The sequence below is a fragment of the Pseudomonas alkylphenolica genome (assembly GCF_016009175.1).
In the GTDB taxonomy this organism is placed as follows: domain Bacteria; phylum Pseudomonadota; class Gammaproteobacteria; order Pseudomonadales; family Pseudomonadaceae; genus Aquipseudomonas; species Aquipseudomonas alkylphenolica_B.
Map to the genome: position 1 here is coordinate 163,917 of NZ_JADUCM010000005.1, position 13,394 is coordinate 177,310.

Genomic DNA, 13,394 nt, shown 5'->3' on the forward strand with positions numbered 1-13,394 from the left:
CCGCACACGGAACTTTCATGGCCAAACGCCAGCTCAATCGCCGCCAAAACTGGCGGATCGAAAAAATCCAGGGTGAACGCGCTGCCCGCGCCGCCAAACGCGAACAACAGACCCTGAAGGAGCTCGAAGGCGGTGACCTGGGCCCGGAACAACTCGGCCTGGTGATCGCCCACTTTGGCGTGCAGGTCGAAGTCGAAGCCCAGGACGGCGATGTGGCCGGCCAAGTGTTCCGCTGCCACCTGCGTGCCAACCTGCCCGCACTGGTCACCGGTGACAAGGTCGTCTGGCGTGCCGGCAACCAGGGCATCGGCGTGATCGTTGCGCAAATGCCGCGCAGCACCGAGCTGTGCCGGCCGGACAGCCGCGGCCAGCTCAAGCCGGTGGCCGCCAACGTCGACCTGATCGTGATTGTCTTCGCGCCAGCTCCCGAGCCCCATGCCAACCTGATCGACCGCTACCTGGTCGCTGCCGAGCACGCCGGTATTCGTCCCCTGCTGCTGTTGAACAAGGCCGACCTGATCAACGAGCAGAACGCACCGGCGCTCAACGCCCTGCTGGCGGTATACCGGCAGCTGGGTTACCCGTTGCTGGAAGTCTCGGCGCACCATGGTGACGGCATGCAGCAACTGCAGGCACGCCTGGATGGCCATATCAGTGTGTTTGTCGGCCAGTCCGGTGTCGGTAAATCGTCGCTGGTCAACAGCCTGCTGCCCGAGGTCCAGACGCGGGTTGGCGACCTGTCCGAGTGGTCTGGCCAAGGCACTCACACCACCACGACCGCACGGCTGTATCACTTCCCCGGCGGCGGCGAGCTGATCGACTCCCCCGGTATTCGTGAATTCGGCCTCGGCCATGTCAGCCGTGCCGATGTCGAGGCGGGCTTCATCGAGTTCAGCGACCTGCTCGGCACCTGCCGCTTCCGTGACTGCAAGCATGACCGCGAACCGGGCTGCGCCCTGCTCAAGGCGCTGGAAGACGGTCGCGTCCAGCAGCAGCGGATGAACAGCTACCGCTCGATCATCGCCAGCTTGCCGCAGGACAGTTACTGAAGGTTGCCAGTGAGGCCCGCAACGGGCCTCACGCATTCGCTCTGTAGGACCTGTCTGCAGGAAACATTACCCTGCCATGCAGGGCGATTCCTTATTTCAAGTGGTCCCTTGTTACCCCTACAGGTTTAACGGATTGTCACCTTTCAGGTTCGCCACTACGGAAACGAACCACCTCAATGCCACGAGTATGAAAGGAATCAACAATGACAACGCACACCTTACGTACCAATCGCATAAACGTTGCCGCAGCGAGCGCACCCGCGATACCCGTTGTGATCAGCTACCGCCACCAGGACCGCCTGGATGCCTTCATCATCAACGAGCGCCTCAAGCTCGAAGGCATCACCACCCGCCTGGACCTGTTCGATGGCAATGCCGAGCAAAGCACCGACACAATCAGTGAACTGTTGTGCCACAGCATCAGCAATTGCACGCACCTGATCGCCGTCCTCTCCCAGGAAAATGCAGACAACTGGTGGATACCGTTTCAGATCGGCGCCGCCACCCAGCACAACCGCCGGGTGTCGCTGCTGCAATGCGGGGAAAGCCCGCTTCCTGATTACCTGGAGAAGTGGCCGATCATGCGTGCCCGTGAACATATCGACCTGTTCGTGCTCGCCTACCACGATGAACAAACCTTCAGGCGCTCAATCACCCTGACGGGGACTGACGCAGACGCCACCAACCGCATCAATGCAAACTTCTTCCATGCCGACCTGAAGGCAAAAATCCGCCGCGGTTTCTGAGGCTCACGCATAAAGCACAACGCCCGCCGGGATCACTCCGGGCGGGCGTTGTTATTACTGCCGCGTTTACTGCTTGGGCTCATCCATCTTCAATACACCGTCTTCGAAGATGTTCAGCTTCTGGCGCAGCTCACGCGGCTGCATCGGCTCTGGTTCAGTCGGCGGCGCTGCCGGCGCAGGAGCTGGCGCAGCGCTACCGGCCGGCGCACCCTCGGGCGCGGTTGGCTGGGGTTGCTCGCCTTCGATGCTGCGCTGGGCCTTTTTGGTCAGCACAATGATATCGATACGCCGGTTGACCGGGTTCAACGGGTTGGCCCGGTCAAACAGCGACGACGAGGCATATCCCACTACACGTGCCACCTGGGAATCCGGGTAGCCACCGGCAACCAGTGCGCGCCGCGCTGCGTTGGCGCGGTTCGCCGACAGCTCCCAGTTACCGAAGTCACCGGTACCGGCGTAAGGCTTGGCATCGGTATGACCGCTGATACTGATCTTGTTCGGTACCGCCTTGATGGTATCGGCCATGGCCAGCAGGATGTCTTCGAAGTAAGGCTGCAGACGCGCGCTGCCCAGGTCGAACATTGGCCGGTTCTCGGCATCCATGATCTGGATACGCAGGCCATCCTGGGTAATCTCGAAGAGGATCTGGTCCTTGAACTTCTGCAATTGCGGGTTTTCTTCGACCTTGTTCTGCAGCTCTTGCAGGAGCAGTTCGAGGCGCTCGCGCTCGACTTGTTCGGCCATGCTTTCAACCTTGTCCTGATCCAGCTGGATGCTGGTATCCGGCGTCGGCTCGGACTTTACTTCCGGGTTGATGGTCTTTTCCGGCGCCAACTGCGGCGAACCGCCCAGGTCAATGATGTAGGGCGTACCGCTCTCGGAAAAGCCGATCGGGTCTTTGAAGTAACCGGCAATGGCAATCTTCTGCTCAGGCGTTGCCGTCGACAGCAGCCACAGCACCAGAAAGAACGCCATCATCGCCGTGGCAAAGTCGGCGAAGGCGATCTTCCAGGCACCACCGTGGTGGCCGTCGCCAAAGCGCTTGACGCGTTTGACGATAATGGGCTGATTGTTTTCCATGACTTAGCGTCCGCGAACTGCTTGTTCCAGCTCGGCAAAGCTTGGACGGTGGGCCGGGAACAGCACCTTGCGACCAAATTCCACAGCCAGCGACGGCGGCATGCCGGAGGCCGAAGCCACCAGCGAAGCCTTGATGGCTTCGTAGACGTTGAGTTCTTCCCTGGCGTCCTGACGCAGGGCTGTGGCCAGCGGGCCGAAGAAGCCGTAGGCCGCGAGAATACCGAAGAAGGTACCGACCAGCGCCGCACCCACATGCAAGCCGATGGACTTCTGGTCGCCATCGCCCAGCGACGCCATGGTCACCACGATACCCAGTACCGCCGCGACGATACCGAAGCCTGGCATGCCGTCGGCAATGCCGGTGACCGCATGGGAAGGGTGCTCGAGCTCTTCTTTCATGCTCAGCAATTCCATGTCGAACAGCCCTTCGAGCTCATGCGGCGCCATGTTGCCGGTGGACATGATGCGCAGGTAGTCACAGATAAATGCGGTCATGCGCTCATCGCCCAGCACGGCGGGGTATTTGGCAAAGATCGGGCTGGCAGCGGCGTCTTCGATATCGGCTTCGATCGCCATCATGCCTTCGCGCCGGCTCTTGTTGAGGATCTCGTAGACCAGCCCCAGCACCTCGATATAGAAGGTGTGGGTAAAGCGCGTGCCAAACATTTTCAGCGACTTCTTGATTACATGCATGGTCATGTAACCAGGGTTCGCCTGCAGGAACGCACCGAAGGCCGCACCACCGATAATCAGCACCTCAAAGGGCTGGATCAGTGCTGCAATTTTACCGTGGGACAAAACATATCCGCCGAGCACACTCGCGAATACGACGATGATGCCGATAATTTTAGCCATAGATAGAAAGCACTTACTGTCGTGGTCAGGGTCGTGAGCGGAAGTTAATAAAACTCTTCTTCTACTTATCGGCAGAACTGCGCCAGACTATAGTCAGTCAAGGCGAAAAGCCAGTTCGGCCCCTCCAGCATGCCTATTGAAACCATCGTGCCAGACAAAACTCCGAAAACACTCGATGCCTGGGTCAAGCTGCTCGATAGCGCTCGCCTGCCCGTTCCGCTGGCCAGTTACGAACGCGTGAAGGCCGCCATTGGTGATAGCCGCCGTTCGTTGCGCGACATTGCCGAACTGATGCAAGGCAGCCCGGCACTGGTGCTCAGCGTGATCCGCGAGGCCAACCATCACACCAACACCACCCTCAGCGAGCCTGCCGAAAGCCTGGAAATTGCCCTGAACCGTCTGGGATTGGCACGAACGGCAGAATTGCTTGAACGTCTGCCGACACTGCCTGAGGCCGAGATTCCGGCCACCCTGCGCCAGTTGCAACTGGTCAGCCAGCATGCCAGCCAGCAAGCCAACGGGCTGTTCGCCAGCCGGCTGGCGCGGCTCTGGCAGGAGATTCACTGGGGTAGCCTGCTGTTTCTGTCACCGCTGTGGCCCCTGGCCCTGACACACCCCAAACTGCTCGAAGACTGGGAGCTGCGGGTCGTGCACAAGGGTGAGTCGGCACAGCAGGTCGAACGCGAACTGTTCGGTGTGCGCGTGCTGAGTCTGTGCAAGGCCATGGCCGAGCACTGGCGCCTGCCGGAGTGGGTCACCCGCGGTTATCACCTGCTGCAGGACGAGCGCCGCCTGCTCGCTCAGGCACTGCACATTGCCCGCGAGCAAAACAGCCTGCGCCAGCAACAGCGCCTGGATGAACGCCCGGAGTTGCGCCGCTGGTTCAACCAGCCGGCCAATACCGTATTACTGGCCAACGGCCTGGCACTGGCAGCGCAGGTCGGCTGGACCACCGCGCATGTGCGACGCTGGCAGTTGCTCACCAGCCTGTACCTGCAAGCCCCCCTGGACGATGTGCAGCAGTTGGTGCACCAACAAGCGGCCACCAGCGCCCGACACCATGCAGCGCGCGACCTGTTCCACCCGGCCCAGGCTCTGCTCTGGCCCTGGCATCAGCAGCGCTTGCACCCCGGGCTGCTCCCCCCGCCGCCGCCCTCGGCCCAGGCCTTGAATACCTGGCGTGCGCGCTGCGCCGAGCTGTTGGTCGAGCCCAGCCCGTTCAGTAATGCTATTCACCTGACCAGTCAGGCCAAAGACGCACTGGTTGCCTGCGGGATGCAGCGGGTGATGCTGTTGATGACCGACAAGACTCAAAGCCAGCTGCGGGTGCATCAGCTGGCCGGGGTGCCGGCAGAGGCCGCCGGGCTTGTGCTGCCTATTGAGCAAAACAGCCTGCTTCAGCGCTTGTTGAGCAAGTCTGCACAACTGCGACTGACCCCGGAAAACCATGCACAGTTCTCCGCGCTGTTGCCTGCCGGCTTACGCACGCTGTTTCGCAGTGAACATGTGTTGTTACGCTCGCTCTCGAGCAATGGTCGCGTGGTCATGCTGTTGATTGCTGACCAGGGCGGTAAACCACTGGCCGACGTCAGCGTGCAGGCCTTTGGCAAAACCGCGCAATGCATCGAACGCGCACTGACCGCCTTCAGCAACCGCAGCGCCTGAACCTTGCGCTACAATCGCCGCCTCTGCCCCGATCTGGAGACTCTGGATGACTGACTTTTCTGGCTTGCCCCTGGTAATCGAGCCGGCTGACCTGCAAGCACGGCTGGATGTGCCAGAGTTGATCCTGGTAGACCTGACCAGCGCCAACCGCTATGCCAGCGGGCATGTGCCAGGTGCACGCTTTGTCGATCCGAAGCGCACCCAATTGGGCCAGCCACCGGCCCCCGGGCTGCTGCCGGCCAAAGCCGAACTGGAAAAACTGTTTGCCGAGCTCGGGCACAATCCCGATGCGGTCTACGTGGTCTATGACGACGAAGGCGGCGGCTGGGCTGGCCGCTTCATCTGGCTGCTGGATGTGATCGGCCACAGCCGTTATCACTACCTCAACGGCGGCGCCCATGCCTGGCCGGCGAGCAACCTCAGCACCGACGTCCCGCCCGCGGCTACCGGTACGGTCAATCTGGTCCTGCACGAAGGGCCAACGGCCACGCGCGAATACCTGCAAAGCCGCCTCGGCGCCGACGACCTGGCTATCTGGGACGCCCGCAGCCCGGCCGAGTACCGTGGCGAAAAAGTGCTGGCCGCCAAGGGCGGGCACATTCCTGGTGCGGTCAACTTCGAATGGACCGCCGGCATGGACCTGAACAATCAGCAGCGCATCCGCAAAGACATGCCCGAGATCCTCGAACAACTGGGCATCAGCAAAGACAAGGAAGTGGTCACTCACTGCCAGACCCACCACCGTTCAGGCTTTACCTACCTGGTAGCCAAGGCCCTGGGTTACCCGCGGGTGAAGGCCTACGCCGGCTCCTGGGGCGAATGGGGCAACCACCCGGACACGCCTGTAGAAATTTGAAGAATCAAGGAAACTCAATGAAATCCCGCTTGTTCATCATCAGTCAGTACCTGCTGCCTCACCACCTGCTGTCGCGCCTGGCCGGCTGTGTCGCCGAATGCCGCGTACGCTGGTTCAAGAATGCCTTCACCAGCTGGTTCGCCAAGCGCTACCAGGTCGATATGTCCCAGGCCCTGGTCGAAGACCTCAGCGCTTACGAGCACTTCAACGCTTTCTTCACCCGTGCCTTGAAGCCCGGCGCCCGCCCGCTCGACGAAACCCCGGGGGCGATCCTCTGCCCGGCCGATGGTGCGGTCAGCCAGCTGGGCCCGATTGAACACGGGCGTATCTTCCAGGCCAAGGGCCACAGCTTCAGCGCCCTGGAACTGCTGGGAGGTGATCCGGCCAACGCGGCGCCGTTCATGGGTGGTGAGTTTGCCACTATCTACCTGTCGCCCAAGGACTACCACCGCGTGCACATGCCCCTGGCAGGTACGCTGCGCGAGATGATCTACGTGCCGGGTCGCCTGTTCTCGGTCAACCAGACCACCGCCGAAAACGTACCGGAGCTTTTTGCCCGTAACGAACGCGTCGTGTGCATTTTCGACACCGAACGCGGGCCAATGGCCGTTGTGCTGGTCGGCGCGATGATCGTCGCCTCGATCGAAACGGTCTGGGCCGGGCTGGTAACGCCACCCAAACGTGAACTCAAGACTTTCCGTTACGATGAAGCCAGCCGCGCGCCTATCCACCTGGAAAAAGGTGCAGAACTGGGCCGCTTCAAGCTGGGTTCGACCGCCGTCGTGCTGTTCGGGCCCGACCAGGTCAAATGGGCCGAAGAACTCGGCGCCGGCTCGAGCGTCAGCATGGGTCAACGCCTGGCGCAGCCTGCCAACGCCTGAATTGCAACGCCATAAACAAAAACGCCGCCTGTCAGGGCGGCGTTTTTGTTTGGGTGCCAATCAGCTACGGCCGTCGCGATCACGGAAGCCCAGCAAGTACAGCACACCATCCAGACCCAGGGTCGAAATGGCCTGTTTGGCCGACTGCTTGACCAGCGGCTTGGCACGGAAGGCGACACCCAGGCCGGCGATGGCCAGCATCGGCAGGTCATTGGCACCATCGCCCACGGCAATGGTCTGCTCCATCTGCAAACCTTCCTTGCGCGCCAGCTCACCGAGCAGGTCGGCCTTGCGCTGGGCATCGACGATCGGCTCGACGGCAACACCGGTGACTTTGCCGTCGACCACTTCCAGCTCGTTGGCAAAGACATAGTCGATGCCCAGCTTGGCTTGCAGTTGCTTGGCGAAGTAGGTGAAGCCGCCAGACAAGATTGCGGTCTTGTAGCCAAGGCGCTTGAGCTCGGCGAACAGGGTCTCGGCACCTTCGGTCAGGCGCAGCGAGGCACCGATTTCATCCAGCACATTGACGTCCAGGCCCTTGAGCAAGGCCAGGCGCTCCTTGAAGCTGGCGCGAAAATCCAGTTCGCCACGCATGGCCCGCTCGGTAATTTCCGAAACCTGCTCACCGACGCCGGCAGCCTTGGCCAGTTCGTCGATCACCTCGGCCTCGATGAGGGTCGAGTCCATATCGAAGACCGCCAGGCGACGATTGCGGCGGAACAGCGAATCCTGCTGGAAGGCGATATCGACGTTCAGTTCCTGCGCCACACTGAGGAACTCGGCACGCAAGGCCTGGGGATCGGCAGGCTCACCACGCACGGAGAATTCGATGCAGCCTTTGCCCTGCTCGGCCGGTGTATCCAGCGCCACACGCCCGGACAGGCGATCGATATGGTCGATGTTCAGGCCATACTGCGCGGTGATCGAGCTGACCCGCTGCAGTTGCTCGGCAGTGACCTTGCGCGTCAGCAGGGTGACGATGTGGCGGGCCTTGCCCTGACCTTCGACCCAGTTCTGGTAGTCGGCTTCGGAAACCGGGGTGAATCGCACCTGCTGATCGAGTTCATAGCCCGCAAACAGAATATTCTTGAGCACCGATGAAGCTTTCTCGGTATCCGGGATTTCCACCAGGATGCCAAAGGACAGGGTGTCGTGAATCACGGCCTGACCGATGTCGAGGATGTTCACACCACCCTGGGCCAGAACGCCGGTGATGGCCGCAGTAAGACCCGGACGGTCTTCACCAGTGATGTTAATCAGAACGATTTCGCGCAAGACGGGCTCCGACTCGTAGAAAAAAAGCCCATTCTACCGATTTTCGCTGACCATCGGGCGCAGCCGATACTTTGCCGGTCCTTGAGCGCTCGCTATACTGCGCAGCAACTTCTCCGACATAAAGAGCCGCGCTCTGTGAACCGGCCCACGCCCGTTAAAACCGATAACTTCTTCCTGCTGATTTTTCGTGCTCTGCGCCATCGTCGTGTGCCGCTTGCGCTGCGGATCGCCTGCCACAACGTGCTGCTGGTTGCACTGGCACTGGTGATCTACGCCTGCGTGATGGGCTTGCAGTTCAAGCAGGCCATGCATGAACAGGCCGATGCCCTGGGCCAGAGCCTGACCACGCAGACGGCGACCTCAGCCACCGAGCTGCTGGTGTCCAACGACATCCTCAGCCTCAACGTACTGCTGGGCAACCTGGTGAAGAACCCGCTGGTTGCCCATGCGGCCATCTACAGCGTCGATAACCGGATTCTCGCCGAAGCAGGCCAGCGTCCGAAAAACGGCCTGCTGGGTGAGGCCGAAGGCCTGTATCAGACCAAAATCACCTTTCAGGACGTGACCGCCGGGCAGCTGCGCATCAGCCTCGACATGAGCCAGTTCCAGCAGCCGCTGACCATCAGCCTGCAGAGCATGGGCATCCTCGCCGGCATCCTGCTGGCACTGGCCTTGGCCATGAGCCTGCGCCTGGGGCGCTTCATCTCCACCCCGCTGCTGCAACTGCGGGTGTGGCTGCGCGACATCAACGAGTTCACCCCGGCCACCGAGCGCCAGGATGAGATCGGTGACCTGGCGCGTCAGCTGCACACACGTTTCGCCCCGCCACCGCGGGAGCCGGAGCCCGAAGCGCTGGAAGACGAAGACGACGAAGACGAGCCTGAATTCGAAGTGCGCAATCTGCGCGACCCGAGTTTTGACGAAGCCCCCGCCGTACCCAAGGTCAGCAAACCGGTTACTGCAGATGACGAGCACGATGACGCCTTTGCCGACCTGATGGACGACGAAGCCGACAGCGCCCCGCGCCCTGCACCAGCGCCGGTCAATCGCGAACCGCAAGCCAGTGCGGTACTGGCCGTGCAACTGGGCTCCCAGGAACAACTGCGGCGCCTGCCCCGCACCCGTCTGACGGAACTGCTGGAACGCTATCGCGACTGTCTCGATCAAGCCGCTTCGTTGTATGAAAGTGAAGTGCATACGCTTAACGACGGCAGTACGCTGATGCTGTTCCATAGCCAGGACAGCGGCGAAGACTACCTCACCAACGCCATTTGCTGTGGTGAGCTGCTGCGCGCGCTGGGTCATGCCCTGCAGATTGAAGTGGCAGACAGCGGCATTACCTTGCAGCTGCAACTGGGCCTGGTGCTGGGCGAGGGCCTGGACGGCATGAGCCAGATCGACCTGCTGCTGACCGAGAAAGCCCAGGACGCCCTGGCGCTGTCGCAACACAGCCGCAATCTGCTGCTGGTGGAGCGCAAGATCAGCGACGATGCCCTGATTCGTCAGCGGGCTCGCATTCGCCCGATTGCCAGCCCCGAGGGTGCGTGCTGCGTAGAACGCCTGATGGAACCCTACCCGTCGATGCTGGAGCGCCAGCTGGCACGCATGCACGAGCGTCGGGTCAAGGGTTGAGCTCTTACGATTAACCTGCAGGAGCGTGGCTTGCCCGCGAAAAGCGATGACGCGGTGCATCAGGGGCACCGCGGCGCCTGATTCGCCGGCAAGCCTGGCTCCTACGTCGATGGCCTACAGGTTTACAGTGTCTGACCCTGATGTAGGTGTACGCAGCCCACAAAAAAGCCCGCATCGCTGCGGGCTTTTTTGTGGGTACTTACATTAGAAGCGGAACACTTCCAGATCAGTACGAATTGGCGTCGCCAATGGAATCTTTGGCTTCTCCGGCTCTTTGCGAACCTGTACCGGCGCAGCCTTCTTCGGCGCTTCCTCAGCAATAGGCGGCTGGTTGGCCAAGGGCTTGAGGGCGATGCTCAACTGCTCGGCGAGCTTCTGCAACAACTGGCCCTGGGCCTGAACCTGGGCCGCTTCGCTGCCCTGGTGCTGTTGTTCCAGGTGCACGATACGGTTGTCACGAACCTGGCCACGGCGGTCCAGCAGGCGCCACTGGGCGTCCAGAATGGCCGGCTGGTTAGTTCCGGAGTCAAGCCGGGTGATGGACAGCAATACCTGTACATCCGGCGTGAAACCGGTAGTGGCCGGTGCCAGGACGACGCGCTGGCTGTCCAGGCGCCACGCCAGCTGACGCACCAGCAGTTGATCGATATCGGCTGACAGACTGCCCGCCCAGCGCCCATCGGTCGCCGCCGTCAGGCTGCCGTCGGACTGGCGCTGAAGCAGGGTCTCGCGCTGCAAGTAGTCGGCAACCGATACCGGGCCGAGTACAACGGCCATTCCCGAGCTTTGCTTGGGTTGGCCAGGCTCACCGCTGTCGAGCTGGTACAGGGAAACCGGCTGGTGCATGCTGCAACCGGCCAGCCCGAGTATGCCACTCATCAGCAACACAAACGGAAGGCGCAGAAATTTCATCATCCCATCCAGGCGGTCGCCACAAGGCAAACCGCAATGATACGTATATAGATTCATTCGGGCACGCAGCTACGCTGGCACCGCAAGGGCCCTATCATCCGCGAAATAGCGGCACGACTCCAGTGTTTCAGCCTCGAACGGCAGCTTTATTAACCATTCGAGGCCATCACTGCGGTTAACCGGGAATTTCCACCAGCAACGCATCGACGCGCTGGAAGCCACGCGGCAGTTTGTTACCGCGCCGACCACGCTCGCCTTTGTAATGCTCCAGATCATCCGCCTTCAACGATAGGGTACGCTTACCAGCTTGCAGCACAAGCGTCGCACCATCAGGAATGACGGCTAGATCGGTGACAAATTCTTCACGACTGGCCACCCGGTCGCCCGGGATGCCGATGATCTTGTTGCCCTTGCCTTTACCCAGCTGCGGCAGGTCGCTGACCTTGAAGATCAACAGCCGCCCTTCGGTGGTGACGGCAGCCAGCCAGTTCTGCTCGCGGTCGGCCACGGCGCGCGGGGCAATGACCTTGGCGCCGTTGGGCAGGCTGAGCAAAGCCTTGCCGGCCTTGTTCTTGGCCTGCAGGTCTTCGCCCTTGACCACAAAGCCATAGCCGGCATCCGAGGCAATCACATACAGCGCATCGTCTTCAGGCAGCAGCACGCATTCGAAGCCGGCGCCCGGTGGCGGTGTCAGACGCCCGGTCAACGGTTCGCCCTGCCCTCGGGCTGAAGGCAGGGTATGCGCTGCAACCGAATAGCTACGACCGGTAGAGTCAATGAACACGGCAAACTGGTTGGAGCGCCCTGCCGCGGCGGTCTTGAACCCATCACCGGCTTTATAGGAAAGGCCGGTAGCGTCAATGTCATGCCCCTTGGCGCAGCGCACCCAGCCTTTTTCCGAGAGCACGACGGTGACCGGCTCGGTCGGCATCAGCTCATTTTCCGACAGCGCTTTGGCCTCGGCACGCTCGATGATCGGCGAACGACGGTCGTCGCCGTAGGTTTCGGCATCTTTGATCAGCTCGGCACGCACCAGCTTGCGCAGTTTGCTTTCGCTGCCCAGCAGGGCGACCAGCTTGGCTTGTTCCTTGGCCAGTTCATCCTGTTCGTTGCGGATTTTCATCTCTTCCAGTCGCGCCAACTGGCGCAGACGGGTTTCAAGGATGTACTCGGCCTGGGTCTCGGTCAGGTCAAAACGGGCAATCAGCGCCGCCTTGGGTTGGTCCTCGGTGCGGATGATGTGGATCACTTCATCCAGATTGAGGAAGGCAACCAGCAAGCCTTCGAGCAAGTGCAGGCGGCGCTCGACCTTGTCCAGGCGATGCTGAAGGCGTCGGCGCACGGTCTGCACGCGAAACTCCAGCCATTCCAGCAACAGCGCCCGCAGGTTTTTCAACTGTGGACGGCCATCCAGGCCGATGATGTTGACGTTGACCCGGTAGCTGGACTCCAGATCGGTGGTGGCAAACAGATGCTGCATCAGCTCGTCGAGGTCGACCCGGTTGGAGCGCGCAATAATCACGATACGGCACGGGTTCTCGTGGTCCGATTCGTCGCGCAAATCAGCCACCATCGGCAGCTTCTTAGCCTGCATCTGTGCGGCGATCTGCTCCAGCACCTTGGCCCCGGAGACCTGATGCGGCAGCGCGGTTACCACGATGTCGCCATCTTCAATACGGTAGACCGCACGCATGCGCACCGAACCACGGCCGCTTTCGTAGATCTTCAGCAGCTCCGAGCGCGGCGTGATGATCTCGGCTTCCGTCGGGTAGTCCGGGCCCTGGATATGCTCACACAGCTGTTCCACTGTGGCCTTGGGTTCATCCAGCAGACGTACGCAGGCGCTGGCAACTTCGCGCAGGTTGTGCGGGGGTACGTCGGTGGCCATGCCCACGGCGATGCCGGTGGTGCCATTGAGCAGGATGTTTGGCAGACGCGCCGGCAGCACCGCAGGTTCGTCCAGGGTGCCGTCGAAGTTCGGCACCCAGTCGGCTGTCCCCTGCCCCAGCTCGCTGAGCAGAACTTCGGAATAACGCGACAGGCGGGCTTCGGTATAACGCATGGCCGCGAACGACTTCGGATCGTCCGGCGCACCCCAGTTACCCTGACCATCGACCAGGGTGTAGCGGTAGCTGAACGGCTGCGCCATGAGCACCATGGCTTCATAGCAGGCCGAGTCACCGTGAGGGTGGAACTTGCCGAGTACGTCACCCACAGTACGCGCCGATTTCTTGTGCTTGGAGTCAGCGTCCAGGCCCAGCTCGCTCATGGCATAGACAATGCGCCGCTGCACGGGCTTCAGGCCGTCACCGATGTGCGGCAAGGCACGGTCCATGATCACGTACATGGAGTAGTTGAGGTAGGCCTGTTCGGTGAAGTCAGCCAGTGACCGGCGCTCTACGCCATCAAGGCTGAGATCAAGGGAGTCGCTCATGCGGGCCTC

Annotated in this window: 11 protein-coding genes; 6 read left to right on the top strand and 5 right to left on the bottom strand. The window is 61.4% G+C overall.

From position 1 onward, the window contains the following. Positions 1–17 precede the first annotated feature (17 nt). Together rsgA and I5S59_RS07720 are read left to right on the top strand one after the other, a co-directional pair. Complete coding sequence (gene rsgA / locus I5S59_RS07715) at positions 18–1,049, top strand: small ribosomal subunit biogenesis GTPase RsgA (RefSeq protein WP_128321557.1); 1,032 nt, start codon at positions 18–20, stop codon at positions 1,047–1,049. Between the two features lie 203 nt (positions 1,050–1,252). Further along, entirely contained in the window at positions 1,253–1,795 is a 543-nt protein-coding gene (locus I5S59_RS07720; RefSeq protein ID WP_232239627.1) for a toll/interleukin-1 receptor domain-containing protein, read from the top strand. A 66-nt stretch (positions 1,796–1,861) separates the two neighbouring features. Here I5S59_RS07720 and motB read toward each other — a convergent pair whose 3' ends face one another. Both motB and motA read right to left on the bottom strand, forming a co-directional pair. After that, positions 1,862–2,875, bottom strand: coding sequence for a flagellar motor protein MotB (motB, locus tag I5S59_RS07725; RefSeq protein ID WP_197876103.1), 1,014 nt, complete (start codon positions 2,873–2,875; stop codon positions 1,862–1,864). Between the two features lie 3 nt (positions 2,876–2,878). Continuing rightward, positions 2,879–3,730 carry a flagellar motor stator protein MotA gene (gene motA / locus I5S59_RS07730; RefSeq protein ID WP_128321559.1) on the bottom strand — a complete coding sequence of 284 codons (852 nt, stop codon included), beginning with the start codon at positions 3,728–3,730 and terminating at the stop codon, positions 2,879–2,881. A 129-nt stretch (positions 3,731–3,859) separates the two neighbouring features. Here motA and I5S59_RS07735 point away from each other — a divergent pair, with 129 nt between their 5' ends. Genes I5S59_RS07735 through asd form a run of 3 tightly spaced genes read left to right on the top strand, consistent with a single transcriptional unit; the run spans position 3,860 to position 7,132 of the window. Further along, positions 3,860–5,395 carry an HDOD domain-containing protein gene (locus I5S59_RS07735; RefSeq protein WP_197876104.1) on the top strand — a complete coding sequence of 512 codons (1,536 nt, stop codon included), beginning with the start codon at positions 3,860–3,862 and terminating at the stop codon, positions 5,393–5,395. A 46-nt stretch (positions 5,396–5,441) separates the two neighbouring features. Next, the gene (locus tag I5S59_RS07740) at positions 5,442–6,251 is read left to right on the top strand and encodes a rhodanese-like domain-containing protein (RefSeq protein WP_197876105.1); all 810 of its coding nucleotides are present in this window, start codon (positions 5,442–5,444) and stop codon (positions 6,249–6,251) included. Between the two features lie 17 nt (positions 6,252–6,268). Then, positions 6,269–7,132 (top strand): archaetidylserine decarboxylase, encoded by an 864-nt coding sequence (gene asd / locus I5S59_RS07745; RefSeq protein ID WP_197876106.1) that lies wholly within the window; start codon positions 6,269–6,271, stop codon positions 7,130–7,132. A 60-nt stretch (positions 7,133–7,192) separates the two neighbouring features. Here the strand turns inward: asd and serB are convergent, their stop codons facing one another. Beyond that, positions 7,193–8,407 carry a phosphoserine phosphatase SerB gene (serB, locus tag I5S59_RS07750; RefSeq protein WP_128321563.1) on the bottom strand — a complete coding sequence of 405 codons (1,215 nt, stop codon included), beginning with the start codon at positions 8,405–8,407 and terminating at the stop codon, positions 7,193–7,195. A gap of 135 nt (positions 8,408–8,542) precedes the next feature. On the opposite strand from serB, the gene I5S59_RS07755 reads away from it, so the two are divergent. Further along, a complete protein-coding gene (locus I5S59_RS07755; RefSeq protein ID WP_197876107.1) occupies positions 8,543–10,039 on the top strand; it encodes a histidine kinase in 1,497 nt (498 codons plus the stop codon). Between the two features lie 204 nt (positions 10,040–10,243). Here the strand turns inward: I5S59_RS07755 and I5S59_RS07760 are convergent, their stop codons facing one another. Together I5S59_RS07760 and parC are read right to left on the bottom strand one after the other, a co-directional pair. Beyond that, positions 10,244–10,951: a PqiC family protein gene (locus tag I5S59_RS07760; RefSeq protein ID WP_128321565.1), complete on the bottom strand. Its 708-nt coding sequence runs from the start codon at positions 10,949–10,951 to the stop codon at positions 10,244–10,246. A 175-nt stretch (positions 10,952–11,126) separates the two neighbouring features. Further along, positions 11,127–13,385 (bottom strand): DNA topoisomerase IV subunit A, encoded by a 2,259-nt coding sequence (gene parC, locus I5S59_RS07765; RefSeq protein ID WP_128321566.1) that lies wholly within the window; start codon positions 13,383–13,385, stop codon positions 11,127–11,129. Positions 13,386–13,394 lie beyond the last annotated feature (9 nt).